The 24,380-nt window shown below is 66.4% G+C and carries 32 protein-coding genes; 22 read left to right on the forward strand and 10 right to left on the reverse strand.

Annotated elements, in window-relative coordinates; genetic code table 11:
* Nucleotides 1–49: 49 nt before the first annotated feature.
* The 5 genes from rpsL (at nt 50) to rpsJ (ending at nt 4,893) form a co-directional block, all read left to right on the forward strand.
* On the forward strand, nt 50–427 hold the full coding sequence (gene rpsL, locus ACFPOE_RS06235) for a 30S ribosomal protein S12 (protein ID WP_376849152.1): 378 nt from the start codon (nt 50–52) through the stop codon (nt 425–427).
* Between the two features lie 160 nt (nt 428–587).
* Nucleotides 588–1,061, forward strand: coding sequence for a 30S ribosomal protein S7 (rpsG, locus tag ACFPOE_RS06240; RefSeq protein ID WP_376849153.1), 474 nt, complete (start codon nt 588–590; stop codon nt 1,059–1,061).
* A gap of 69 nt (nt 1,062–1,130) precedes the next feature.
* Nucleotides 1,131–3,233 carry an elongation factor G gene (gene fusA, locus ACFPOE_RS06245; protein WP_376849154.1) on the forward strand — a complete coding sequence of 701 codons (2,103 nt, stop codon included), beginning with the start codon at nt 1,131–1,133 and terminating at the stop codon, nt 3,231–3,233.
* A gap of 145 nt (nt 3,234–3,378) precedes the next feature.
* Nucleotides 3,379–4,569 (forward strand): elongation factor Tu, encoded by a 1,191-nt coding sequence (tuf, locus tag ACFPOE_RS06250; protein ID WP_376848347.1) that lies wholly within the window; start codon nt 3,379–3,381, stop codon nt 4,567–4,569.
* Nucleotides 4,570–4,578: 9 nt separating this feature from the next.
* Entirely contained in the window at nt 4,579–4,893 is a 315-nt protein-coding gene (rpsJ, locus tag ACFPOE_RS06255; RefSeq protein ID WP_298932673.1) for a 30S ribosomal protein S10, read from the forward strand.
* 60 nt (nt 4,894–4,953) lie between these two features.
* On the opposite strand, the gene ACFPOE_RS06260 is transcribed toward rpsJ, so the two are convergent.
* On the reverse strand, nt 4,954–6,957 hold the full coding sequence (locus ACFPOE_RS06260; protein ID WP_376849155.1) for a M3 family metallopeptidase: 2,004 nt from the start codon (nt 6,955–6,957) through the stop codon (nt 4,954–4,956).
* 245 nt (nt 6,958–7,202) lie between these two features.
* On the opposite strand from ACFPOE_RS06260, the gene rplC reads away from it, so the two are divergent.
* From rplC to ACFPOE_RS06315, 11 genes are all read left to right on the forward strand, one after another.
* A complete protein-coding gene (gene rplC / locus ACFPOE_RS06265) occupies nt 7,203–7,895 on the forward strand; it encodes a 50S ribosomal protein L3 (protein WP_376849156.1) in 693 nt (230 codons plus the stop codon).
* Entirely contained in the window at nt 7,895–8,515 is a 621-nt protein-coding gene (gene rplD / locus ACFPOE_RS06270; protein ID WP_376849157.1) for a 50S ribosomal protein L4, read from the forward strand. Before rplC ends, rplD begins: the two co-directional genes overlap by 1 nt.
* On the forward strand, nt 8,512–8,829 hold the full coding sequence (rplW, locus tag ACFPOE_RS06275; RefSeq protein WP_376849158.1) for a 50S ribosomal protein L23: 318 nt from the start codon (nt 8,512–8,514) through the stop codon (nt 8,827–8,829). The genes rplD and rplW overlap by 4 nt, the downstream gene beginning before the upstream one ends.
* A gap of 12 nt (nt 8,830–8,841) precedes the next feature.
* Complete coding sequence (rplB, locus tag ACFPOE_RS06280) at nt 8,842–9,666, forward strand: 50S ribosomal protein L2 (RefSeq protein ID WP_376849159.1); 825 nt, start codon at nt 8,842–8,844, stop codon at nt 9,664–9,666.
* Between the two features lie 10 nt (nt 9,667–9,676).
* Nucleotides 9,677–9,955, forward strand: a complete 279-nt coding sequence (gene rpsS / locus ACFPOE_RS06285) for a 30S ribosomal protein S19 (protein ID WP_013899633.1) — start codon at nt 9,677–9,679, stop codon at nt 9,953–9,955.
* Between the two features lie 9 nt (nt 9,956–9,964).
* On the forward strand, nt 9,965–10,294 hold the full coding sequence (rplV, locus tag ACFPOE_RS06290) for a 50S ribosomal protein L22 (protein ID WP_376849160.1): 330 nt from the start codon (nt 9,965–9,967) through the stop codon (nt 10,292–10,294).
* Between the two features lie 17 nt (nt 10,295–10,311).
* Nucleotides 10,312–11,217 (forward strand): 30S ribosomal protein S3, encoded by a 906-nt coding sequence (gene rpsC / locus ACFPOE_RS06295; protein ID WP_376849273.1) that lies wholly within the window; start codon nt 10,312–10,314, stop codon nt 11,215–11,217.
* 2 nt (nt 11,218–11,219) lie between these two features.
* Nucleotides 11,220–11,636 carry a 50S ribosomal protein L16 gene (gene rplP / locus ACFPOE_RS06300; RefSeq protein ID WP_376849161.1) on the forward strand — a complete coding sequence of 139 codons (417 nt, stop codon included), beginning with the start codon at nt 11,220–11,222 and terminating at the stop codon, nt 11,634–11,636.
* Between the two features lie 17 nt (nt 11,637–11,653).
* On the forward strand, nt 11,654–11,887 hold the full coding sequence (rpmC, locus tag ACFPOE_RS06305) for a 50S ribosomal protein L29 (RefSeq protein WP_376849162.1): 234 nt from the start codon (nt 11,654–11,656) through the stop codon (nt 11,885–11,887).
* Nucleotides 11,888–11,897: 10 nt separating this feature from the next.
* A complete protein-coding gene (gene rpsQ, locus ACFPOE_RS06310) occupies nt 11,898–12,167 on the forward strand; it encodes a 30S ribosomal protein S17 (protein WP_376849163.1) in 270 nt (89 codons plus the stop codon).
* 129 nt (nt 12,168–12,296) lie between these two features.
* A complete protein-coding gene (locus ACFPOE_RS06315; protein WP_376849164.1) occupies nt 12,297–12,803 on the forward strand; it encodes a peroxiredoxin in 507 nt (168 codons plus the stop codon).
* A 15-nt stretch (nt 12,804–12,818) separates the two neighbouring features.
* On the opposite strand, the gene ACFPOE_RS06320 is transcribed toward ACFPOE_RS06315, so the two are convergent.
* Together ACFPOE_RS06320 and ACFPOE_RS06325 are read right to left on the reverse strand one after the other, a co-directional pair.
* Nucleotides 12,819–13,277, reverse strand: coding sequence for a GNAT family N-acetyltransferase (locus ACFPOE_RS06320; protein WP_376849274.1), 459 nt, complete (start codon nt 13,275–13,277; stop codon nt 12,819–12,821).
* Nucleotides 13,278–13,405: 128 nt separating this feature from the next.
* On the reverse strand, nt 13,406–14,071 hold the full coding sequence (locus tag ACFPOE_RS06325) for a cytochrome b/b6 domain-containing protein (RefSeq protein WP_376849165.1): 666 nt from the start codon (nt 14,069–14,071) through the stop codon (nt 13,406–13,408).
* Nucleotides 14,072–14,243: 172 nt separating this feature from the next.
* On the opposite strand from ACFPOE_RS06325, the gene ACFPOE_RS06330 reads away from it, so the two are divergent.
* Nucleotides 14,244–14,699, forward strand: a complete 456-nt coding sequence (locus tag ACFPOE_RS06330; RefSeq protein ID WP_376849166.1) for a c-type cytochrome — start codon at nt 14,244–14,246, stop codon at nt 14,697–14,699.
* Between the two features lie 61 nt (nt 14,700–14,760).
* On the opposite strand, the gene ACFPOE_RS06335 is transcribed toward ACFPOE_RS06330, so the two are convergent.
* From ACFPOE_RS06335 to ACFPOE_RS06345, 3 genes are read right to left on the reverse strand one after another with little or no spacing between them, the layout of a single operon-like run.
* Nucleotides 14,761–15,258: a TlpA family protein disulfide reductase gene (locus ACFPOE_RS06335; RefSeq protein WP_376849167.1), complete on the reverse strand. Its 498-nt coding sequence runs from the start codon at nt 15,256–15,258 to the stop codon at nt 14,761–14,763.
* Between the two features lie 44 nt (nt 15,259–15,302).
* Nucleotides 15,303–16,040 (reverse strand): alpha/beta fold hydrolase, encoded by a 738-nt coding sequence (locus ACFPOE_RS06340; RefSeq protein WP_376849168.1) that lies wholly within the window; start codon nt 16,038–16,040, stop codon nt 15,303–15,305.
* 1 nt (nt 16,041) lies between these two features.
* Nucleotides 16,042–17,277: a CaiB/BaiF CoA transferase family protein gene (locus tag ACFPOE_RS06345; protein WP_376849169.1), complete on the reverse strand. Its 1,236-nt coding sequence runs from the start codon at nt 17,275–17,277 to the stop codon at nt 16,042–16,044.
* Between the two features lie 34 nt (nt 17,278–17,311).
* On the opposite strand from ACFPOE_RS06345, the gene ACFPOE_RS06350 reads away from it, so the two are divergent.
* From ACFPOE_RS06350 to ptsP, 5 genes are read left to right on the forward strand one after another with little or no spacing between them, the layout of a single operon-like run.
* Complete coding sequence (locus ACFPOE_RS06350; protein ID WP_376849170.1) at nt 17,312–17,830, forward strand: hypothetical protein; 519 nt, start codon at nt 17,312–17,314, stop codon at nt 17,828–17,830.
* Nucleotides 17,827–19,059, forward strand: coding sequence for an MFS transporter (locus ACFPOE_RS06355; RefSeq protein ID WP_376849171.1), 1,233 nt, complete (start codon nt 17,827–17,829; stop codon nt 19,057–19,059). The genes ACFPOE_RS06350 and ACFPOE_RS06355 overlap by 4 nt, the downstream gene beginning before the upstream one ends.
* A complete protein-coding gene (locus ACFPOE_RS06360; protein WP_376849172.1) occupies nt 19,056–19,514 on the forward strand; it encodes a PTS sugar transporter subunit IIA in 459 nt (152 codons plus the stop codon). Before ACFPOE_RS06355 ends, ACFPOE_RS06360 begins: the two co-directional genes overlap by 4 nt.
* The gene (locus tag ACFPOE_RS06365; protein ID WP_376849173.1) at nt 19,483–19,752 is read left to right on the forward strand and encodes an HPr family phosphocarrier protein; all 270 of its coding nucleotides are present in this window, start codon (nt 19,483–19,485) and stop codon (nt 19,750–19,752) included. The genes ACFPOE_RS06360 and ACFPOE_RS06365 overlap by 32 nt, the downstream gene beginning before the upstream one ends.
* Before the next feature lie 22 nt (nt 19,753–19,774).
* Nucleotides 19,775–21,538: a phosphoenolpyruvate--protein phosphotransferase gene (gene ptsP / locus ACFPOE_RS06370; protein WP_376849174.1), complete on the forward strand. Its 1,764-nt coding sequence runs from the start codon at nt 19,775–19,777 to the stop codon at nt 21,536–21,538.
* Nucleotides 21,539–21,546: 8 nt separating this feature from the next.
* Here the strand turns inward: ptsP and ACFPOE_RS06375 are convergent, their stop codons facing one another.
* Genes ACFPOE_RS06375 through ACFPOE_RS06390 form a run of 4 tightly spaced genes read right to left on the reverse strand, consistent with a single transcriptional unit; the run spans nt 21,547 to nt 24,375 of the window.
* Nucleotides 21,547–22,371, reverse strand: a complete 825-nt coding sequence (locus tag ACFPOE_RS06375; protein ID WP_376849275.1) for a DMT family transporter — start codon at nt 22,369–22,371, stop codon at nt 21,547–21,549.
* A 10-nt stretch (nt 22,372–22,381) separates the two neighbouring features.
* On the reverse strand, nt 22,382–23,371 hold the full coding sequence (lipA, locus tag ACFPOE_RS06380) for a lipoyl synthase (RefSeq protein WP_376849175.1): 990 nt from the start codon (nt 23,369–23,371) through the stop codon (nt 22,382–22,384).
* A gap of 6 nt (nt 23,372–23,377) precedes the next feature.
* Nucleotides 23,378–24,064: a lipoyl(octanoyl) transferase LipB gene (gene lipB / locus ACFPOE_RS06385; protein ID WP_376849176.1), complete on the reverse strand. Its 687-nt coding sequence runs from the start codon at nt 24,062–24,064 to the stop codon at nt 23,378–23,380.
* Between the two features lie 2 nt (nt 24,065–24,066).
* A complete protein-coding gene (locus ACFPOE_RS06390; protein ID WP_376849177.1) occupies nt 24,067–24,375 on the reverse strand; it encodes a YbeD family protein in 309 nt (102 codons plus the stop codon).
* Nucleotides 24,376–24,380: the final 5 nt, after the last annotated feature.

The following is a 24,380-nucleotide window of genomic DNA, read 5'->3' on the forward strand; positions in this document are numbered from 1 at the left end:
GCCGCATTCGCGGTGATCAGTTTCCATAGACGTTTAGGGACGTTTTTTCATGCCAACCATCAATCAACTGGTGCGCCAGGGACGCGAGGTCGAGAAGACCAAGTCCAAGAGCCCTGCGCTCGAGAACAGCCCCCAGCGCCGGGGCGTGTGCACTCGCGTGTACACCACCACGCCGAAGAAGCCCAATTCGGCCCTTCGCAAGGTCGCCAAGGTCCGCCTGACCAACGGCTTCGAAATCATTTCCTACATCGGCGGCGAAGGCCACAACCTGCAGGAGCACTCGGTGGTGCTCGTGCGCGGCGGCCGGGTCAAGGACTTGCCCGGTGTGCGTTACCACATCGTGCGCGGTTCGCTCGACCTGCAGGGCGTGAAAGACCGCAAGCAGTCGCGTTCCAAGTACGGCGCCAAGCGCCCGAAGAAGGCCTAAAAGGCTTTGGCCCGAACCGGCCTAAACGTATTTCAAGGTGTTGACCGGGCTGTGGCGGCCTGATTCAACGAAGTGACCCGCTGTTGGGTCGAGTAAGTGAGGGCCTGTATGGCTCTCGCGGCGTCCGAAAGGGCGCCAACTGAAGCAAAGAGGTGAAACCATGCCACGTCGTCGCGAAGTCCCTAAGCGTGAAATCCTGCCGGATCCCAAGTACGGCAATGTCGAGCTTGCCAAGTTCATGAACGTCATCATGCAAGGCGGCAAGAAGGCGATCGCCGAGCGCATCATCTATGGCGCGCTCGAGCAGATCGAGAAGAAGAACCCGGGCAAGGACCCGGTGGAAGCCTTCACCATGGCGATCAACAACGTCAAGCCCATGGTCGAAGTGAAGTCCCGCCGCGTCGGCGGCGCCAACTACCAGGTCCCGGTCGAGGTTCGTCCCGTCCGCCGCCTGGCGCTGGCGATGCGCTGGCTCAAGGAAGCCGCCAAGAAGCGCGGCGAGAAGTCGATGGCCCTGCGGCTGGCCAACGAATTGATGGAAGCCACCGAAGGCCGCGGCGGCGCCATGAAGAAGCGTGACGAGGTTCACCGCATGGCAGAGGCGAACAAGGCCTTCAGCCACTTCCGCTTCTAACCAGAGCCCCCATATGGGAGTGCGGGCCCGCCATGAGCGGGCCTGTTCCCTTTTTAACGAAAGATCATCATGGCCCGCAAGACGCCTATCGAGCGCTATCGCAACATTGGTATTTCGGCTCACATCGACGCCGGCAAGACCACGACCACGGAGCGCATCCTCTTTTATACCGGTGTGAACCACAAGATCGGCGAAGTGCACGACGGCGCCGCCACGATGGACTGGATGGAGCAGGAGCAGGAGCGTGGCATCACGATCACGTCAGCTGCGACCACCTGCTTCTGGAAGGGCATGGACCTGTCGTTCCCCGAGCACCGCATCAACATCATCGACACCCCCGGCCACGTGGACTTCACCATCGAGGTGGAGCGTTCCATGCGCGTGCTGGACGGCGCCTGCATGGTGTACTGCGCCGTGGGCGGCGTGCAGCCGCAGTCGGAAACGGTCTGGCGCCAGGCCAACAAGTACCGCGTGCCGCGGCTCGCGTTCGTCAACAAGATGGACCGCACCGGCGCCAACTTCTTCAAGGTCTACGAGCAGATGAAGCTGCGCCTGAAGGCCAACCCGGTGCCGATCGTGATTCCGATCGGCGCCGAGGAAAACTTCAAGGGCGTGGTGGACCTGCGCAAGATGAAGGCCATCTACTGGGACGAAGCGTCCCAGGGCATGAAGTTCAACTACGACGAGATCCCGGCGGAGCTGCTCGAGCAGGCCAAGGAATGGCGCGAGAAGATGGTGGAGGCCGCGGCCGAAGCCAACGAAGAACTGATGAACAAGTACCTGGAAGAGGGCGACCTGTCCGAGGACGAGATCACGCTCGGCCTGCGCACGCGCACCATCGCCAGCGAAATCCAGCCGATGCTGTGCGGCACCGCCTTCAAGAACAAGGGCGTGCAGCGCATGCTGGACGCCGTGATCGAACTGATGCCCTCCCCGGTGGACATTCCCCCGGTCAAGGGCATGGACGACGACGAGAAGCCGGTCACCCGCAAGGCGGACGACAGCGAGAAGTTCTCGGCCCTGGCGTTCAAGCTGATGACCGACCCGTTCGTCGGCCAGCTCACCTTCGTGCGCGTCTATTCCGGCGTGCTGACCAAGGGTGACAGCGTGTACAACCCGATCCGCGGCAAGAAAGAGCGGATCGGCCGGATCGTGCAGATGCACGCCAACAACCGACTGGAAGTCGACGAGATCCGCGCCGGCGACATCGCCGCCTGCGTCGGCCTCAAGGACGTGACCACCGGCGAAACCCTGTGCGACCCGAGCGCCATCGTGATGCTCGAGCGCATGGTGTTCCCGGAGCCGGTGATCGCCCAGGCCGTCGAGCCCAAGACCAAGGTCGACCAGGAAAAGATGGGCATCGCGCTCAATCGGCTGGCGCAGGAAGATCCGTCGTTCCGCGTCCGCACCGACGAGGAATCGGGCCAGACCATCATCGCCGGCATGGGCGAGCTGCACCTGGAAATCATCGTCGACCGGATGAAGCGCGAATTCGGCGTGGAAGCCAACGTCGGCAAGCCGCAGGTGGCCTACCGCGAAACCATCCGCAAGACGATCGAAGACGCCGAAGGCAAGTTCGTCCGCCAGTCGGGCGGCAAGGGCCAGTACGGCCACGTCGTGCTCAAGATCGAGCCGAACGAGCCGGGCAAGGGCATCGAGTTCATCGACGCCATCAAGGGCGGCGTGGTGCCGCGCGAGTACATCCCCGCGGTGGAAAAGGGCATCAACGAAGCCGTCACCCAGGGCGTGCTGGCCGGCTACCCGGTGGTGGACGTCAAGGTGACGCTGCACTTCGGCTCGTACCACGACGTGGACTCGAACGAACTGGCGTTCAAGATGGCCGCCATCTTCGGCTTCAAGGAAGGCTGCCGCAAGGCCAGCCCGGTGATCCTGGAGCCGATGATGTCGGTGGAAGTCGAGACGCCGGAAGACTACGCCGGCAACGTGATGGGCGACCTGTCGTCCCGCCGCGGCATGGTGCAGGGCATGGAAGACATGGTCGGTGGCGGCAAGGCCATCAAGGCCGAAGTGCCGCTGTCGGAAATGTTCGGCTATTCCACGACGCTGCGCTCGATGTCGCAAGGCCGTGCAACCTACACGATGGAGTTCAAGCACTACAGCGAGGCTCCGCGCAACGTGGCCGAGGCGATCGTCGCGGCCCGCAGCAAGTAAGAACGGGGGACAGGCGGCGCAGCTGCCTTGTCTTCACTGCTAGTTTTTGTCTGCGATCACACACCCCGCTGTGCCCGTGCGGTGGGATCGGTGATGTGATGCAGACGTTAAACCTCACACGGGCATTGCTCTTTGGAGATTAGAAATGGCAAAAGGAAAATTCGAGCGGACCAAGCCGCACGTCAACGTGGGCACCATCGGCCACGTGGACCACGGCAAGACGACGCTGACGGCGGCGATCACCTCGGTGCTGGCGGCCAAGTTCGGCGGCGAAGCCAAGGCCTATGACCAGATCGACGCGGCTCCGGAAGAAAAAGCGCGCGGCATCACGATCAACACCGCCCACGTGGAGTACGAGACCAAGAACCGTCACTACGCGCACGTGGACTGCCCCGGCCACGCCGACTACGTGAAGAACATGATCACCGGCGCCGCCCAGATGGACGGTGCGATCCTGGTTTGTTCCGCCGCCGACGGCCCGATGCCCCAGACCCGCGAGCACATCCTGCTGGCGCGCCAGGTGGGCGTGCCTTACATCATCGTGTTCCTGAACAAGTGCGACATGGTCGACGACGCCGAGCTGCTCGAGCTGGTCGAGATGGAGCTGCGCGAGCTGCTGGACAAATACGACTTCCCGGGTGATAGCACCCCGATCATCCACGGCTCGGCCAAGCTGGCGCTGGAAGGCGACAAGGGTCCCCTGGGCGAAGAAGCCATCATGAAGCTGGCCGACGCCATGGACAGCTACATCCCCCAGCCCGAGCGAGCCATCGACGGCGCGTTCCTGATGCCGGTGGAAGACGTGTTCTCCATCTCCGGCCGCGGCACCGTGGTGACGGGCCGGGTCGAGCGCGGCATCGTCAAGGTCGGCGAGGAAATCGAGATCGTGGGCATCAAGCCGACCATCAAGACCACCTGCACCGGCGTGGAAATGTTCCGCAAGCTGCTGGACCAGGGCCAGGCCGGCGACAACGTCGGGGTGCTGCTGCGCGGCACCAAGCGCGAAGAAGTCGAGCGCGGCCAGGTGCTGTGCAAGCCCGGTTCGATCAAGCCGCACACGCACTTCACCGCCGAAGTCTATGTGCTGTCCAAGGACGAGGGCGGCCGCCACACGCCGTTCTTCAACAACTACCGGCCCCAGTTCTACTTCCGCACCACGGACGTGACCGGCGCCATCGAGTTGCCCAAGGACAAGGAAATGGTCATGCCCGGCGACAACGTGTCGATCACCGTCAAGCTGATCAACCCGATCGCCATGCAGGAAGGCCTGCGCTTTGCCATCCGCGAAGGCGGCAAGACCGTCGGCTCCGGCGTCGTTGCCAAGATCTTGGAATAAGGAACTGACATGGCTACCCAACAGAAAATCCGCATCCGCCTGAAGGCCTTCGATTACAAGCTGATCGACCAGTCCGCAGCCGAGATCGTCGACACCGCCAAGCGCACCGGCGCGATCGTCAAGGGCCCCGTGCCCCTGCCGACCCGCATGAAGCGTTTCGACATCCTGCGTTCGCCGCACGTCAACAAGACCAGCCGCGACCAGTTCGAGATCCGCACCCACCAGCGCCTGATGGACATCGTCGACCCGACCGACAAGACCGTCGACGCCCTGATGAAGCTGGACCTGCCGGCCGGCGTGGACGTCGAAATCAAGCTGCAGTAAGCGCTTCTGCGCAATTGAAAAAGCCGCCCTCGGGCGGCTTTTTCGTTGGTGAGCGGAACGTCAGTCGCCGTTCAACCAGGCCTCGAAGGGTTTGAAGCTGTAGGGCCGGCCGAGAAAGTCCTGCACCAGCTGGGCCGCGGGCTTGGAGCCGCCCGGCTCCAGCACGAGCCGCCGGTAGCGGGCGGCGACTTCCGGTTTCATGATGTCGCCCTGGGCAGCGAAGGCGCTGAACATGTCTTTTGCGATGACGAGCGACCACATGTACGTGTAGTACACGGCGGAATAGCCGTCGAGGTGCCCGAATGACTCCTGGAAATAGGTGCCGGGCACGTACTTGAACGGCGTATATCTTTCCTGCAGCTGCGCGCTGAGCGCGGTGGTGTCCAGGCCCTTCGGGTCGCGGTTGTGGAAATCGAGGCTGGTCGCGGCGTAGTACATCTGCTGCCGCGTGAACAGGCCCCTGCCGTAGTCGTCGGCGGCCCGCAGCTTGCCGGCCAGCGCCAGAGAAATGGGCTGTTTCGTCTGGTAGTGGATCGCGAACGACTGGAGGGTCTTCGGGTCGCGGGCCCACTCCTCGAGCATCTGCGAGGGCGCCTCCACGAAATCCCGCTCCGTCGTGATGCCGCTGATCCCGGCCCAGCGCTGGTGCCCACCCAGCACGCCATGCAGCAAGTGGCCGAATTCGTGGAAGAAGGTGATGACGTCCGAGTATTCGAGTAGCCCGGGGTCGCTGGCGGTGGGCTTGGCGAAATTGCAGATGAGGGCGCCCTCGGGCAGCGCGACGCCTTCCTTGCCGCGCAGCACCCCGAAATTGGCGTAATGCTTGTACTTGTCGTCGCGCGGGTGCATGTCCAGGTAGATGCGCCCCAGCAGGCGCGGGCCGTCGTACACGTCGTAGGTTTCCACGTCCGGGTGCCAGACTTTCGCGTCGGGCACGCGCTGGTAGCGCAGCCCGAACAGCTTGCCGGTGGTTGCGAGCACCGCGTTCTTCACGTTCTCGTACTGAAAATAGGGACGGACCTCGCTCGCGTTCACGCCGTACTGCTCCGCCTTGATGCGGTCGTTCAGGTAACTGGCGTCCCACGGCTTGACCTCGGTCGCCGCCGGGTCGTCCTGCTTCTTGCGCGCCAGCAGATCGGCGTAATCGTGCCCGGCGCGCGCGGCCGCGGCGGCTGCGATCCCCTCGATGAAGTCCGCGGCCTTCTTGCCGTCGCCGATCATCTTGTCTGCGGTGACGTAGTCCGCCCAGTTCGCGAAGCCCAGCAGCAGAGCGTTCTCGTTGCGCCGGGCCAGCATCTGGTCCAGAACGGCGAGGTTCTTCGGGTGGGCGCGCAGCCGGTACAGCTTCCAGAACTGCTCACGCACCGCGGCGCTCTTGGCATACGCCATGAACGGGACATAGTCCGTGTTGTCGGTCTTGAGGACAATCTTGCCGGCGGCGTTCGGCGGGTGGCCCTTGATGAAATCCTCGGGCAACCCTTGCAGGTCCGCCGGTGCGACTTCCATCGACAGCACGCCCTCGCGGATGTTCTTGCCGAACTCCTGGCTGAGCTTGACCAGATCGGCGTCGATCTGTTTCAGGCGGGTGCGGGTGGGCTCGTCCTTGTCGACGCCGGCCAGCCGGAAGTGAAGCAGGGTGCGCTCCACGTAGTAGCGCCCGGCCGGGTCCAGGGCGTTGCGGTCGATTTTCGCGAGCGCGTCGTAGATCCCGCGGTCCAGGGAAAAATCGGTCGCCAGCGCCGACGCCTCCTGGTCGCAGGTCTCGGCGGCCGCCCGCACAGCCGGGTCCGGGTGCGTCTCATGGGCCAGTCCGGCCCGGGCGTCGACGGCGCCCAGCGTCCACTGCGCGTTGTCGTAGAAATCGAGCGTTTGCGCCGCCGGCGCGCCCTGCGCCGCCTTGAACCGTTCCATGCCGGCGCGCGCCTTGGCCATGTCCGAATGGCAAGCCTCCAGGAATTCCCCGGGGCTGACGGTCAGCGCGGCCGACGCACCTGGTGCCATCGGGGCGGCTGCGGCCATCAGGCAGGCGAGGCTGGCGGCGGCGGGAACGAGCAAAAACTTCACAAAAGACTCCTTGGGATCTCGGGCGGGGCTGATTGTTGCAGAGCGCGGCGCCGCCCGCGGAGCGGGCAAACGCGAGGACTATGCAAAGGGCCCCGCCTTGGGCTATAATTTGCGGCTTCGCTCAGATCGGGCGGAGCAGGGGCCGCAGGGGCCGATTTATCAACCTTCTTTCGCCGTTCCCTCCGGGGGACGTCAAACGCAGAAGCCAATTGCAGCGGCTGCGGCGGGAGCAACGGAGCAACAATATGAGTCTGAGCACCTCAATGGGGTTGCTGGGCCGCAAGGTGGGCATGATGCGCCTCTTCACCGATGAAGGCGATGCAGTGCCTGTCACGGTGGTGGACGTGTCCAACAACCGCGTGACCCAGGTCAAAACCGAAGAGAACGACGGCTACGTGGCCCTGCAGGTCACGTTCGGCTCGCGCAAAGCGTCGCGCGTGACCAAGCCGCAAGCCGGCCACCTTGCCAAGGCAGGCGTGGAAGCCGGTGAAGTCATCCAGGAATTCCGCGTTTCCGCCGAAACCGCCGGCAAGTACGCCGCCGGAGCGACGGTGCCCGCCGCCGACGTGTTCGCCGTGGGCCAGAAGGTCGACGTGCAGGGCACGACGATCGGCAAGGGCTTCGCCGGCACCATCAAGCGCCACCACATGAAGTCCCAGCGCGCGTCGCACGGCAACAGCCGTTCGCACAACGTGCCCGGCTCCATCGGCATGGCGCAGGATCCCGGTCGCGTGTTCCCCGGCAAGCGGATGACGGGCCACCTGGGCGACGACACCGTCACCACCCAGAACCTGGACGTTTTCCGCATCGACGAAGCCCGCCAGCTGCTGCTGATCCGCGGTGCCGTTCCCGGCTCTAAGGGCGGCTTCGTCACCGTGCGTCCTGCCATCAAGGCAAAGCCTGCAGGCGCCGCAACGACCGCGAAGGGAGCCAAGTAATGCAACTCGAACTCCTGAACGAACAGGGCCAGGCCTCGTCCAAGTACGAAGCGCCGGAAACCGTGTTCGGCCGTGAATACAACGAAGACCTGGTGCACCAGATCGTCGTCGCCTTCCAGGCCAATGCCCGCCAGGGCACGCGCGCCCAGAAGGACCGCGAGCAGGTCAAGCACTCGACCAAGAAGCCGTTCAAGCAAAAGGGCACGGGCCGCGCCCGCGCCGGTATGACGTCCTCGCCGCTGTGGCGCGGCGGCGGCCGGATCTTCCCGAACATGCCGGACGAGAACTTCACCCAGAAGATCAACAAGAAGATGTACCGCGCCGGCATGGCGTCCATCTTCTCGCAGCTGGCCCGCGAAGGCCGCCTGGCCGTGGTCGACTCCATGAAGGTGGATTCGCCCAAGACCAAGCAGCTGGCCGCCAGGTTCAAGGCCATGAACCTCGAATCGGTTCTGGTGATCGCCGAGGAAGTCGACGAAAACCTGTACCTCGCATCGCGCAACCTGACGAACATCCTGATCGTCGAGCCGCGTTACGCCGACCCGCTGTCGCTGGTGCACTACAAGAAGGTGCTCGTCACCAAGGGCGCCGTCGACAAGCTCAAGGAGATGTTCGCATGAGCACCCCGAAGAAATACGACGAAGGACGCCTGATGCAGGTCCTGGTCGCTCCCATCGTGTCCGAGAAGGCCACCATGGTTGCCGACAAGAGCAATGCCGTCACGTTCAAGGTCCTGCAGAACGCCACCAAGCCCGAAATCAAGGCCGCCGTCGAACTGATGTTCAAGGTGGAAGTGAAGGGCGTCTCCGTGGTGAACATCAAGGGCAAGACCAAGCGCTTTGGCAAGTCCACCGGCCGCCGCGACAACATTCGCAAGGCCTACGTGATGCTCAAGCCGGGGCAAGAGCTGAACCTCGCAGGGGAGGCCGCTTAAGCGGAACACACCATGGCAGTCATCAAGATGAAACCCACTTCACCAGGCCAGCGCGGCATGGTGAAGATCTCCCGTGACCACCTGCACAAGGGTGAGCCGTACGCGCCGCTGCTGGAGCCGCAATTCCAGAAGTCGGGCCGCAACAACAACGGTCACATCACCACCCGTCACAAGGGCGGCGGTCACAAGCACCACTACCGTGTCGTGGACTTCGTCCGCGCCAAGGACGGCATCCCGGCCAAGGTGGAGCGCATCGAATACGACCCGAACCGCACGGCGCACATCGCGCTGGTCTGCTACGCCGACGGCGAGCGCCGCTACATCATCGCCCCGCGCGGTCTTGAAGTGGGCGCATCGCTGCTGTCCGGCGCGGAAGCTCCGATCCGTGCAGGCAACACCCTGCCGGTTCGCAACATCCCGGTCGGCTCGACGATCCACTGCATCGAGCTCAAGCCGGGCAAGGGCGCGCAGATCGCCCGCTCGGCCGGCACCTCCGCGACGCTGCTGGCGCGCGAAGGCACCTACGCCCAGGTCCGCATGCGGTCCGGCGAAGTGCGCCGCATCCACATCGAGTGCCGCGCCACCATCGGCGAAGTCGCCAACGAAGAACACAGCCTGCGCCAGTTGGGCAAGGCCGGTGTCAAGCGCTGGATGGGCATCCGCCCGACCGTGCGCGGCGTGGTGATGAACCCGGTGGACCACCCGCACGGCGGCGGCGAGGGCAAGACCGGCGAAGGCCGTCACCCTGTCGACCCGTGGGGCAACCTGACCAAGGGTTACCGGACCCGCAACAACAAGCGCACGCAGGTCATGATCGTGTCGCGTCGCAAGAAGTAAGGGGTAGCCAATGACTCGCTCACTCAAAAAGGGTCCCTTCGTCGACCACCATCTGGTGGCCAAGGCCGACAAGGCCGTGACCACGAAGGACAAGAAACCGATCAAGACCTGGTCGCGCCGCTCCATGATCCTGCCCGAATTCATCGGGCTGACGATCGCCGTCCACAACGGCAAGCAGCACGTGCCGGTCTACATCACCGACCAGATGGTGGGCCACAAGCTCGGCGAATTCGCCCTGACGCGCACCTTCAAGGGTCACCCGGCGGACAAAAAAGTCCAGAAGAAATAAGGAAAGACCATGGAAACACGTGCAGTCCTCAGGGGTGTCCGTCTGTCGGTCGACAAGGGCCGTCTGGTCGCAGACCTGATCCGCGGCAAGAAGGTGGACCAGGCGCTCAACGTCCTGGAATTCACCCAGAAAAAAGCCGCCGTGATCATCAAGAAGGTTCTTGAGTCCGCGATCGCCAACGCCGAACACAACGACGGCGCCGACATCGACGAACTGAAGGTCAAGACCATCTACGTCGAACAGGGCGCTTCGCTCAAGCGTTTCACCGCGCGCGCCAAAGGCCGCGGCAACCGGATCGTCAAGCCCACGTGCCACGTGTACTTGACCGTCGGCAACTAAACAGGCTCAGGAAAGTTATGGGACAAAAAATCCATCCTACCGGCTTCCGCCTGTCGGTGAGCCGCAACTGGGCCAGCCGCTGGTACGCCAACAACCGTGACTTCGCCGGCATGCTGGCCGAAGACATCAAGGTGCGCGAGTACCTCAAGACCAAGCTCAAGAACGCGGCCGTGTCGCGGATCCTGATCGAGCGTCCCGCCAAGAACGCGCGCATCACCATCTTCTCGGCGCGTCCGGGCGTGGTGATCGGCAAGAAGGGCGAAGACATCGAGGCGCTGAAGAAGGAACTGGGCAAGCGCCTGGGCGTGCCGGTCGCAGTGAACATCGAGGAAGTGCGCAAGCCCGAAATCGATGCCAAGCTGATCGCCGACAGCATCACCCAGCAGCTCGAAAAGCGCATCATGTTCCGCCGCGCCATGAAGCGCGCCATGCAGAACGCGATGCGCCTGGGCGCCCAGGGCATCAAGATCATGTCCGCCGGCCGCCTCAACGGCATCGAAATCGCGCGTACCGAGTGGTACCGCGAAGGCCGCGTGCCGCTCCACACCCTGCGTGCCGACATCGACTACGGCTTCTCCGAAGCCAAGACGACCTACGGCGTGATCGGCGTGAAGGTCTGGGTCTACAAGGGCGACACGCTCGGGCGCAACGACGCGCCGGCCGTGGAAACCCCGCGTCCCGACGAAGAACGCCGCCCGCGTGGCCCGCGCCGCGACGCCCGCCCGGGCGACCGCCCGACGGGTGACCGCCGTGGTCCCGCTCCCCGCCGCCCCGCAGCTGGCGCGGGCAATGTTGCGCCGGCCGACGGCAGCGACAAGCCCGCCGAAGCAACCCCAGGTGCAGAAGCACCGAAATCTACCGTTAAGCGTGTCCGCAAGGCAGCCACGCCAGCCGCTCCCGCGGCTGACGGTAAAGGAGAATAAACATGCTGCAACCAGCACGCCGCAAATACCGCAAAGAGCAGAAGGGCCGTAACACCGGCATCGCCACCCGGGGCAACTCGGTGGCCTTCGGTGACTTCGGCCTGAAGTGCACGGACCGCGGCCGCCTGACGGCCCGCCAGATCGAAGCCGCGCGCCGCGCGATTTCCCGCCACGTCAAGCGTGGCGGCCGGATCTGGATCCGCGTGTTCCCCGACAAGCCGATCTCCCACAAGCCCGCCGAAGTGCGGATGGGTAACGGCAAGGGCAACCCCGAGTACTACGTGGCCGAAATCCAGCCGGGCAAGGTCGTGTTCGAGATCGTCGGCGTGCCCGAAGAACTCGCCCGCGAAGCGTTCCGCCTGGCGGCAGCCAAGCTGCCCCTGCGCACCACGTTCGTCAGCCGCATGATCGGCGCGTAATTCAGGAGAATGAAGAAATGAAAGCTGCTGAACTGCGCAAGAAGGACATCGCCGGCATCGTGACCGAAGTCAAGGAGCTGCAGAAGGCTCACTTCGGCCTGCGCATGCAGAAGGCCACGCAACAACTCACCAACACCGGCACGCTGCGCATCACGCGCCGCGACATCGCCCGCGCCAAGACCATCCTTGCCCAAAAGCAGGCTGAAGCCCCTCAGGGCGACTCAAAGTCTTCGGCGAAGACCACCAAGTAAGGACCGCACCATGACGGAAGCCAAAAAATCCCTCAAGCGCACCCTGATCGGCAAGGTCGTCAGCGACAAGCGCTCCAAGACCGTGACGGTCCTGGTCGAACGCCGCGTGAAGCATGAGCTGTACGGAAAGATCGTCGCCAAGTCGAGCAAGTACCACGCGCACGACGAAAAGGGCGAGTTCCACACCGGCGACGTGATCGAGATCACCGAGAGCCGTCCCATCTCCAAGACCAAGAACTGGGTTGCCACCCGCCTGGTCGAGAAGGCAGCCGCGGTTTAATCCCCGCCCTGCGCTCTCCCCGAAAACGGCCCACAATGTGGGTCGTTTTGCTTTGGCGGACCAGCGCTTCGCGCGGCTGCCGGCCAACTTGCAATCGACACATCGATTGAACATTTTCAGGAGCACACCATGATCAAAGTCGGCGACACCCTTCCTTCCGCAACGCTGATGGAGTATTCCGAAGTCGAAGGCAACGGCTGCAGCATCGGCCCGAATCCGGTCGACGTGAGCAAGGCCGCGGCCGGCAAGACCATCGCGATCTTCGGCCTGCCGGGCGCCTTCACGCCCACCTGCTCGGCCAAGCACGTGCCCGGCTATGTGGAAAAGGCGGGCGACCTCAAGGCCGCCGGCGTCGACGAGATCTGGTGCGTCAGCGTCAACGACGCATTCGTGATGGGCGCCTGGGCGCGCGACCAGAAGACCGGCGGCAAGGTCCGGATGCTGGCCGACGGCAGCGCCGACTTCGCCAAGGCCACCGGCCTGACGCTGGACCTGACCGGCAAGGGCATGGGCGTGCGCAGCAACCGCTATTCCATGCTGGTCAAGGACGGCAAGGTCAAGGCACTCAACATCGAGGGCCCGGGCAAGTTCGAGGTCAGCGACGCCGCCACTTTGCTGGCGCAAGCCAAGGGCTGACGCGGGCGCGCAGCGCTACCACCCGGTCGTGCGTTCGACGTCGGCCTTCAGGTAGTGCGCGCCAGCAATCGGGTTGTGATAGTAGGGCGGGATTTCCTCGAATCCCAGGTCCTCGTACAGGCCCCGTGCCGCTTCCATGTCGTCGAGCGTGTCCAGCAGCACCGACGAATAGCCGGCCTGGCGCGCGGCGTCGAGCACCGCTTCGGCCAGCTGCCGGCCCAGCCCCAGCCCGCGAAAGGCGCGGCGCACGTAAAGGCGCTTCATCTCGGCCGCGTTCGGATAGTCGGCGGCGTCCATCGGGCGCAGCGCGCAACAGCCCGCGAGGCGGCCATCCACGGTGGCCAGCAGCAGGGTTCCGCGCGGCGGGGCATATTCGCCCGGCAGGGTGGCCAGCTCGGTTTCGAAGTCCTGGAAGCACAGGTCCACGCCCAGGCCCTGCGCGTACTCGCGAAAGATCTCGCGCACCGCTTCCATCTCGGACGCCGATGTGGGCGTGTACAGCTCGATCTTCGGGATCAGGGAGGCTTGCAAGCTCGTGCCATGGCTGTGGAGAGCATTCCAGTTTAGCGGTTTCGGGCGCCGGCAAGGCCAGCGCTGTAACCCTAACCGCCCAGGCTGACCAGCCAGGCGACCGCAGCCGAGCAGGCCACCAGCACCGCCAGCGCCAGCAGCCGGGTACCGGCGGTGTCTAGCGACGGCGCCACTTGGCGCTCCAGCAGCTTGTCGCCGCCGACCATCGCCTTGATCAGGTTGTCTCTCTTCTTCAGCAGGTAATACAGCACCGCGCCGATGTGCAGCACCACCAGGGCAAGCAGCAGCCACTGCCCGATCCGCTTGTGGTACCAGGTCGCCGCCAGCCCCTTGCTGGTGGCAATGAAGCGGTTCAGCGGCCCGGTAAAGGCCGATTCGTCGTCGCCCACCAGCCCGGTCGCCACCTGGGCCAGCAGCACTGCCAGCATGGCAAACACCGATCCGGCTCCCAGCGGGTTGTGCCCGATCAGGTGGTCCGGGTGGGCACGGCCGCGCAGGTAGTTCAGGACACTGGCCGGCGAATAAAGGAAGCTGGAAAAGCGCGACCAGCGGCCGCCGACCACGCCCCAGACCAGCCGGAACAGCAGCAACGCCAGCACGGCGTAGCCGATGCGGGCATGCCAGTTCATCGCCGAGCCGCCGGTGTACCCGGTCACGACCAGCCCGACGATGCAGGCGACCAGGCTCCAGTGGAACAGGCGAGTGGGCAGGTCCCAGACCCGGACTTTGTTCGCCATCGAAGACCCCTTGTGTGGCTGCGGTGGCCCCGATTGTGCTTGCGCCCCGGGCGGCCGGCCGGCTCAGTAGATTCCCTGAGAACAGGGCGCGGAGCAGAACTTTTAGGTTCAGGCGATAGTCAGCCGCTGGCTCAAGAGCAAATTCGTCGACACCACCAAGGAGAAGAAGCCCATGAAATTCGCCATCCCGTTCGTCCTGGCCGTGGCCACTGCGGCTGCGAGCCTTCCGGCGGCCGCGCAGTTCGCCAAGCCCGAGGACGCCGTCAAGTACCGCCAGAGCGCCCTGTTCATCATGTCGCAGCACTTCGGCCGCATCGGCGCAATGGTCAACGGGCGCGTTCCGTACGATGCAGCCGCCGCGGTGCAGAACGCCGAGATCGTGGCCGAGATGTCCAAGCTGCCGTGGGCCGGTTTCGGCCCCGGCACCGACAAGGTGACGCCGACCCGTGCCAAGCCGGAGGTGTGGACCGAGCAGGCCAAGTTCAAGGAGCACAACGAGAAGCTGGTGGGCGAAACCGCCAAGCTGCTGGCCGCCGCCAAGACCAACAGCCTGGACAACCTGAAGGTGGCCTTCGGTTCCACCGCCAACACCTGCAAGGGTTGCCACGACGTCTACCGCAAGGACTGAGCGCATCCCTGCGCCAACGAAAAAGCCCGCCGGAGCGGGCTTTCTTCTTGCTGCGTGCCGGTCAGGCTTCGGCCAGCAGCTTCTCGATCAGCTTGTGCAGTTCGGCGAAATCTGGCTCGCCGACGTAGCGCTTGACGATCTCGCCGCGCTTGTTGACCACGAAGGTGGTCGGCGTCAGCTGGACATCGCCCCAGGACTTGGCCACCGCGCCGGTGTTGTCGATCGCCACCTGGAACGGCAGCTTGCGCGTCTCTGCGTAATTGACGACGTAGCTGGGCGGGTCGTAGCTCATGGCCACCGCCAGCGTGTCGTAGCCACGGCCCTTGTATTTCTCGTAGGTCGAAATGACCTTGGGCATCTCCGCCACGCAGGTCACGCAGCTGGTGGCCCAGAAATTCACCAGCGTCACCCGGCCCTTCAGGTCGGCCGTGGTCTTGCGCGTTCCGTCCAGCAGCACGAAGGTCGATTGCGGCGCGGCGGGGCTGGCCGTCCCCATGTACAGCGCCGCACCGCCGGCGACGGCTGCAGCGACTGCCAATCCAATGAACACTCGTTTCATGGCTGCATTTTACGGCCGGACGGTCCGCCCCGACTTGCGCAAGGTCAGGCGGCGCCCTCCAGCAGGATCCGGGTCAGGTCGGCCGGCGCCGTGATCATCGGATCGTGGCCGGTCTGCAGGTCGATCACCCGGGCGCCGCCGCCGCCCTGCCAGGCGCCGTCCCAGAAGCGCGGGTCCCGCACCCGCGGCCGGATCGCGTCGATGGTGCCGAGCGTCGGATTCACGCAACTGACGAAGGTGCGCGGCACCGTCGCAACCCGCACCGGGTCGAACTGCAGCGCCGCCTGGTAGGTGTGGCCGGGATGCGGGGTCTGGCGCCGCCGCACCCATTCCAGGTCGGCACCGGCCAGGCCGAACACCGCCGGGTCGGGCGGCGGGAAGCTGTAGTCGGGCGAAGCAGCGGCGGCGGCCAGGCGCGCCTCCCGCACCGCGCTGGAATGCGTCCCGCCCCAGCTCTCGCCCGGCCGGGGGACCACCGCATCGACATACACCAGTTGCCTGAGCCGCTGCGGCTCGCGGTCGGCGACGGCGGTGCCGAGCATGCCGGCGTAGGAATGGACGGCCAGCACCACGTCGTCCATCTCTTCCGCGTCGATCGCCGCCAGCACGTCCGCGATGTGAGTTTCCAGCGTGATGGCCGACGACATCAGGTGGGCCCGCTCGCCGACGCCGGTGAGCGTGAGCGCATGCGCGCGATGACCCTGCGAAGCCAGCGCCTGCACCACCCGGCGCCAGCACCAGCCGCCGTGCCAGGCGCCATGAACGAGCACGAAATTCGCCATCTCAGACCACCTTCCTGTCCTTGAGCTGCGCCAGTTCCGCCGGCGTGCGCCGCAGCAGCTCGCCAAGCACTTCGTCGGTGTGCTGCCCCAGCAGCGGCGGCGGCAGGTCGGTCCGCACCGGCGTCTTGCCCAGCTTCATCGGGCTGGCCACCAGCCGCAGGTCGCTGTGCAGCGGATGCTGCCACCGGTCGACCATCGCGCGCTCCTGCACCTGCGGATCGGCGAACACCTCTGCCAGGTTGTTGATCGCGCCGCACGGCACCTTCGCGCCTTCCAGCGCCGCCAGCCATTGCGGCTTGCCGCGCTGCTTCATGACCGCTTCCAGCATCGGCACCAGCTGCGCGCGGTTGCGCACCCGGTCCTGGTTCTTGGCGAAGCGCGGGTCCTGCGCCAGCTCCGGCCGTCCGGCCACCTCGCAGAATTTGGCGAACTGACCGTCGTTGCCGACCGCCAGGATGATGTGGTCCTTGCTGCCGTCGGCGGCCGGCGCGGTTTCGAACACCTGGTAGGGCACGATGTTCTGGTGGGCGTTGCCCGAGCGCCCCGGCACCTTGCCGCTGACCAGGTAGTTGGCCCCGAGGTTGGCCAGCATCGCAACCTGGGTATCGAGCAGCGCCATGTCGACCGCCTGGCCCTCGCCGGTGCGTTCCGCATGGCGCAGGGCCGCCAGGATGGCGACCGTCGCATACATGCCGGTGAACAGGTCGGCCACCGCGACGCCGACCTTCTGCGGACCGCCGCCGATGTCGTCGCGCTCGCCGGTGATGCTCATCAGGCCGCCCATGCCCTGGATGGCGTAGTCGTAGCCCGCGCGTTCGCGGTACGGCCCGGTCTGGCCGAAGCCGGTGACGCTGCAATAGACCAGCCGCGGGTTCAGCGCCTTGAGCGCTTCGTAGTCAAGCCCGTAGCGCGCCATGTCGCCGACCTTGAAGTTCTCGACGAACACGTCGCACAGCGGCACCAGCTCCCGCACCAGCGCCTGGCCTTCCGGCTGCGAGATGTCGCAGGTGACCGAGCGCTTGTTGCGATTGGCGCCCAGGTAGTAGGCCGCTTCGGCCGTTTCCCGGCCCTCGCTGTCCTTGAGGAAGGGCGGGCCCCAGCCCCGGGTGTCGTCGCCGCTGCCGGGCCGCTCGATCTTGATCACGTCGGCGCCCAGGTCGGCCAGGGTCTGGGTGCACCAGGGTCCGGCCAGCACGCGCGAGAGGTCGAGAACACGGATGCCGTCGAGTGAGTTCATCCGGGCATTCTCGGCGCAAACCGATAATGGCGGGATGCTCCGTCCCGCCTTCGCGGCCGCCACGCTCGCCCTGGCCGCCTGCAGTCCGACCTTCAACTGGCGCGAGGTCCGCGCCGAATCTGTCCCGCTCAAGGCGATGATGCCGTGCAAGCCGGACAAGGCCGCCCGCACGGTACCGATGGCCCGGCGGCAGGTGGAACTGAAGGTGCTCGGTTGCGAGACCGGCGGCGCCACCTTCGCGCTGCTGGCCGGCGACATCGGCGACCCGTTGCGTGCCGGCGAAGTGATGGCGCAATGGCGGGCGGCGACCCTGGCCAACCTGCACAGCGCAGCCGGCAGCGCGCAGGACCGGCCCTTCCTGCCGGCCGGCGCGATGGCGCTGCCGCAATCGCTGCGGGTGACGGCGTCCGGCCAGCGTGCCGACGGCAGCAAGGTGGAAAGCCAGGCCGCCTATTTCGCGCGCGGCAGCCAGGTGGTGCAGGCCGTCATCTATGCCGACAAGGTGCCGCCCGAGGCGGCTGAGACCTTCTTCGCCGGGCTGGCCTTCGAATGAGCCTGCTGCGGCCCCGCACCGCCGTCGCGGTGTTCCTGGCGTTTGCATTCGCGTATTTCTTCGCCGCCTTGCTGCGCGCCATCACGGCCACGCTGTCGCCGGTGCTGACGCAGGAGTTCGCGCTGCATTCGCGCGACCTCGGCCTGCTGGCCGGCGGCTATTTCCTGGGCTTCGCCGCGATCCAGCTGCCGCTGGGCGCCTGGCTGGACCGGCACGGCCCCAAGCGGATGATCCTGGCCTTCCTGGGGATCGCGGTCGCCGCCTGCATCGCGTTCTCCCTGGCCCGGACCTTTTCCACGCTGCTGGCGGCGCGCATCCTGTGCGGCGTCGGCCTGGGCGCCTGCCTGATGGCGCCGCTGACCGGCTTCCGGCGCTGGCTGGAGCCGGCGGCGCAGTTGCGCGCCAACAGCTGGATGCTGATGACCGGATCCTTTGGGATGATGGCGTCGACGCTGCCGGTGCAATGGCTGGTGCCGGTGTTTGGCTGGCGGCCGCTGTTCCTGGTGCTCGCCGCCGCGATCGCGCTGTCGATGCTCGTGATCGCGCTGGCGGTGCCGGCCTGGCAGCGCCCATCGGCACCGGCCGGCGAGCGTCCGGGCAGCTACGCGCAGGTGTGGCGCGATCCGTACTTCCGCCGGCTGGCGCCGCTCGGGTTCTTCAGCTACGGCGGGATGATCGCGATCCAGACCCTCTGGGCCGGTCCGTGGCTGGTGCGGGTGGCGGCCGATCCCCCGCTGCAGGCGGCCGCGGGCCTGTTCACGATCAACATCTGCATGCTCGGTGCCTTCCTGAGCTGGGGCGCGCTCAATCCGCAGCTGGCGCGGCGCGGCATCACCACCGACCGCTTGATCGCGGCCGGCCTGCCGCTGAGCCTGGCGGTGCTGGCGGCCATCGTCCTGGCCGGCCCGGCGGCCGGCGCCTGGGCCTGGGCCGCGTTCTGCGTCTGCAGCACCTTCGTTTCGCTGGCGCAGCCGGCGGTCGGCATGGCGTTTGCCCCGGCGCTGGCCGGCCGCGCCCTGTCGGCCTTCAACCTGGTGATCTTCAGCGGCGTGTTCGTGGTCCAGTGGGGCATCGGGCTGCTGGTGGACGGTTTCGGCGCGGCCGGCCTGGGGACGGTCGACGCATTCCGGGCCGCGATGGCGGTGTTCCTGGCATGCAGCGCGGGCTCCTACGGATACTTCATGCTCGCGAATCGGGATAATGACCGGACCGTCACCGTCCATCCATGAACGCCATCCTCCTGATCGCCCACGCACCGCTGGCCAATGCCCTGCGCCAGTGCGCGCTGCACGTGTTTCCGGATTGCGAGGCCATGGTGGCGGCGATCGACGTCCAGCCCAATCTGTCGCCCGACGAGACCCTGGCGACCGCCCGCATCGCGCTCGAACAGCTCGGCGGACTGCCGCAGGTCAAGGGGGTGTTGGTTCTTGCCGACATCTTCGGCGCGACGCCGAGCAACGTGGCCCAGAAGCTAGTCGATGGCGTGCGCAGCCGCCTGATCACCGGCGTCAACCTCCCGATGCTGCTGCGCAGCGTCAGCTACCGCCACGAACCGCTCGAGGCCCTGGTGTCGCGGGCGGTGATCGGCGGCACCCAGGGCGTGATGCAGGTGGCCGTCACCGCTCCCCAGAACCAGCCCAGGCGCACCACCAATGATCAAGACCAGCACGACCATCAGCAATAAGCTCGGCCTGCACGCGCGCGCCTCGGCCAAGCTCACCAAGCTGGCCGGCAGCTTTCCCTGCGAGGTCTGGATGAGCCGCGGCGACCGGCGCGTCAATGCCAAGAGCATCATGGGCGTGATGATGCTGGCCGCCGGCATCGGCAGCGAGGTGGTCGTGGAGACCAGCGGCGAGCGCGAGCAGGAGGCGATGGACGCGATCCTGGCGCTGATCGCCGACAAGTTCGGCGAAGGCGAATGAGCACCGCCGGCGTGAGGGCCCTATGACTTTCAGCATCCACGGCCTGCCGGTCGCGCGCGGCATCGCCATCGGAAGGGCGGTGCTGATGGCGTCCAGCCGGGTGGACGTCGCGCACTATTTCATCGAGCCGGGCCAGGTGGAGTCGGAGATCACCCGGGTCCGGGTCGGGCGCAACGCGGTGGTCGACGAGATCCACCGGCTGCAGCAGACCATCGCCGCGATGGGCCCGAAGGAAGCGCCGCACGAACTGGCCGCGCTGCTGGACGTGCACCTGATGCTGCTGCAGGACGAAGAGTTGATCAGCGGCGTCAAGCACTGGATCAGCGAGCGCCTGTACAACGCCGAGTGGGCGCTCACCACGCAGCTGGAAGTGCTGGCGCGCCAGTTCGACGACATGGAGGACGAGTACCTGCGCGAGCGCAAGGCCGACCTCGAACAGGTGGCCGAGCGCATCCTGCGCTACATGAAGGGCGTGGGCTCGCCGGTGGCGCCGCCGGCGGCCCGGCGCAAGACCCAGCAGGACCTGCTGCTGGACGACAGCATCGACGTGCCGCTGGTGCTGATCGCGCACGACCTGTCGCCGGCCGACATGCTCCAGTTCAAGCAGAGCGTGTTCGCCGGCTTCGCCACCGACGTCGGCGGCAAGACCTCGCACACCGCCATCGTCGCCCGCAGCATGGACATCCCCGCGGTGGTCGGCGCCCGGGGCTCCAGCCACCTGGTTCGGCAGGACGACTGGGTGATCATCGACGGCGACGCCGGCGTGATGATCGTGGACCCGTCGCCGATCATCCTGGCCGAGTACGGCTTCAAGCAGCGGCAGGCGGAACTGGAGCGCGGCCGCCTCTCGCGGCTGCGCCACACGCCCGCGGTGACGCTGGACGGCCAGAAAGTGGAGCTGCTGGCCAACATCGAGATGCCGGAAGACGCGCCGGGCGCCGTGCTGGCGGGCGCCGTCGGCGTCGGCCTGTTCCGCAGCGAGTTCCTGTTCATGGGCCGCAAGGGCGACCTGCCCGGCGAAGAGGAGCAGTACCAGGCCTACAAGAAAGCCGTGGAGGGCATGCAGGGCCTGCCGGTGACCATCCGCACCATCGACGTCGGCGCCGACAAGCAGCTGGACGACTCGATCAGCGACGCCGCCCACCTGAACCCGGCGCTCGGGCTGCGGGCGATCCGCTGGAGCCTGGCCGATCCGGCGATGTTCCTGACCCAATTGCGCGCGATCCTGCGTGCCGCGGCCCATGGCCAGGTGAACCTGCTGATCCCGATGCTGGCCCACGCCAGCGAGATCCGCCAGACCCTGTCGCTGGTGGACTTCGCCCGGGCCGAACTGGACAACCGGGGCCTGCCCTACGGCCCGGTGAAGCTGGGCGCGATGATCGAGATCCCCGCCGCGGCGCTGACGCTGAAGATCTTCCTGAAGTACTTCGACTTCCTGTCGATCGGCACCAACGACCTGATCCAGTACACGCTGGCCATCGACCGCGCCGACGAATCGGTGGCGCACCTATACGACCCGCTGCATCCGGCAGTGCTGCGGCTGGTGGCCGAGACCATCGCCGAATGCGACGCCCAGGGCAAGGGCGTGAGCGTCTGCGGCGAGATGGCGGGCGACATCACGCTGACGCGGCTGCTGCTGGGCATGGGGCTGCGCAGCTTCTCGATGCATCCGGCGCAGATCCTGGCCGTCAAGCAGGAAGTGCTGCGCGCCGACGCCGCCCGGCTGGCGCCGTGGGCGCAGCGGGTCATCGAGGCCGAAGACCCGGCCAGCATGCTGGCCAAATAGCCGCCGCCTCAGCGCGCGCGGGTGCCCAGCACCGCGGCGCCGATGATCATCGCCGCCGCCAGCCCGATCGACGCACTGAAGGGCCGGCCGCTCACCACCATCAGCAAGGCGGTGGACAGCAGCGGCGTGAGGTAGCTCAGGATGCCGATCTGGCGCGGGTCGCCGAGCTTGAGCGCGCGGTCCCACAGGAAGAAGGCCGCGCCCAGCGGCCCCAGCCCCATGGCGGCGACCAGCAGCCAGTCCCGCACCTGGAGCGTCACCGGCGGTTCCAGCAGCGCGTGGCATAGCAGCGACAGCAGGCCGGACCCCAGCCCGAACAGGCCGATGGCGGCGGTGGGAAAGGCCCGGACCCGGCGGGTGCCCAGCGAATAGCTGGCCCAGATGAAGGCCGAGCCCAGCGCCGGCAGGTAGCCCCAGGACCACGCCGCGGAGGTGCCGCCAGCAGCACCCAGGATCGCGACCGCGGCACCAGCGAAACCGAGCAGCGCCGCCACGACGTGAACGGCGCGCAGTTTCACTTCGCGCAGGAACAACGGCGCCAGCACCACCAGCAGCAGCGGCCACAGGTAATTGACCAGGTTGGCCTCCACCGGCGGCGCCAGCCGCAGCGCGACGAACAGCAGGAAGTGGAAGCCGAACAGGCCGTAGATGCCCAGCGCCAGCGTGGCAGCCGGCACCCGCCATTGCCGCGCCAGCGGCCAGGACGGGATGCTGCCGATCACCAGCGCCAGGCCGGTCAGCAGGAACGGCGGGACGTGCTTGAGCGAGACGCCGAGCGACGCCAGCGTGGCCCACAGGACGATCGCGCCGAGCGCGTGCAGATTGGCGCGCAGCGCGGCACCGTCAGGTGTTGGCGACGCCTGCCGCGTGGGCCTGTTCGTCGGCGTGGTAGGAGCTGCGCACCATCGCGCCGACGGCGGCGTGGCTGAAGCCCATCTCGCGCGCCTGTTCCTCGAACATCCTGAAGGTGTCCGGATGCACGTAGCGGCGCACCGGCAGGTGGCTGCTGCTGGGCGAGAGGTACTGGCCGATGGTCAGCATGTCGATGTCGTGCGCGCGCATGTCGCGCATGGTCTGCAGGATCTCGTCGTCGGTCTCGCCCAGGCCGACCATGATGCCGCTCTTGGTCGGCACGCCAGGGTGCAGGGACTTGAACTTCTTGAGCAGGTTCAGGCTGAAGGCGTAGTCGGAGCCGGGCCGCGCTTCCTTGTACAGGCGCGGGATGGTTTCCAGGTTGTGGTTCATCACGTCCGGCGGCGCGGCCTTGAGGATCTCCAGCGCGCGGTCGTCGCGGCCGCGGAAGTCCGGCACCAGGATCTCGATCGTCGTGCCGGGCGACAGCTCGCGCGTGCGCTTGATGCAGTCGACGAAATGCTGGGAGCCGCCGTCGCGCAGGTCGTCGCGGTCCACGCTGGTGATCACCACGTACTTGAGCTTGAGGCGGGCGATCGTGCGGGCCAGGTTCTCCGGCTCGTTGGCGTCCAGCGGATCGGGCCGGCCGTGGCCGACGTCGCAGAACGGGCAACGCCGGGTGCACTTGTCGCCCATGATCATGAAGGTGGCCGTGCCCTTGCCGAAGCATTCGCCGATGTTCGGGCAGGAGGCCTCTTCGCAGACCGTGTGCAGGTTGCTCTCGCGCAGGATCTGCTTGATCTCGTAGAAGCGCGTGCTCGGCGAGCCGGCGCGCACCCGGATCCAGTCCGGCTTCTTCAGCACCTCGCCCTGCTCCACCTTCACCGGAATCCGCGACAGCTTGGCGGCGGCCTTCTGCTTGGCCAGCGGGTTGTAGTTCTCGGCGCTTTGCGCTTCGCGGACGACGTTGTCGGTGCTCATGGTGGGTCAGGGGGCGAGGTAGGCATTGAGCTTTTGGCCCAGCACCGATGCCGCTTCGTTCCAGGTGGTTGAGACCCCGATTGTAGAAAGGTCCACCGTTTCCAGCCCGGCGTAGCCGCATGGGTTGATGCGCCGGAAGGGTTCCAGGTCCATCGCCACGTTCAGCGCCACGCCGTGGTAGGTGCAATGCCGGCTGACCTTGATGCCCAGCGCCGCGATCTTGCCCAGCGGGATGCCGTTCTCCCTGAGCTTGTCGAAGGGCGCGCCGCCGGGGGCTTCGGGAAGCCGCGCATGCCCGAACGGGTCGTCCAGCCGCACGTAGATGCCGGGCGCGCCGCCGACGCGGTGGCCGGTCACGCCGAAATGGGCCAGGGTGCGGATCACCGCTTCCTCCACCCGGAACACGTATTCCTTGACGTAGATGCCGGTGCGCCGCAGGTCCAGCAGCGGGTAGCCGACCACCTGGCCGGGGCCGTGGTAGGTGACCTGGCCGCCGCGGTCGGTCTGCACCACCGGGATGGCGCCGGCGTCCAGCACGTGGTCCGGCTTGCCGGCGACGCCCTGCGTGAAGACCGCATCGTGCTCGCACAGCCAGAGTTCATCGGCGGTCGAGGCGTCGCGGGCGGCGGTGAATTCCCGCATCGCCTGCCAGGTCGGCAGGTACGCGACCCGGCCGAGGTCGCGCATGTCCATGCCTAGAGGACGACCTTGACCATCGGATGGGTCGAGAGCGTGCGGTACAGCTCGTCGAGCTGCGCGCGGCTGGTGGCCGTGACGGTGATCGTCACGCCCAGGTACTTGCCGCCCTTGCTGTCGCGCAATTCGATGGTGGATGCATCGAAGGCCGGATCGAACTGGACGGCGATGGCGGTGATGGCGTGGACATAGCCGTCCACGTTCTCGCCCATCACCTTGATCGGGAACTTGGAGGGGTACTCGATCAGCGATTCGCTGGTCGGGTCGGTCGCCAGGACGGGCGGGAGCGCGGGGGTGGGAGTGGTCATCGGGT

It is taken from the genome of Caenimonas terrae (assembly GCF_042655405.1).
In the GTDB taxonomy this organism is placed as follows: Bacteria; Pseudomonadota; Gammaproteobacteria; order Burkholderiales; family Burkholderiaceae_C; genus Ramlibacter; species Ramlibacter terrae_A.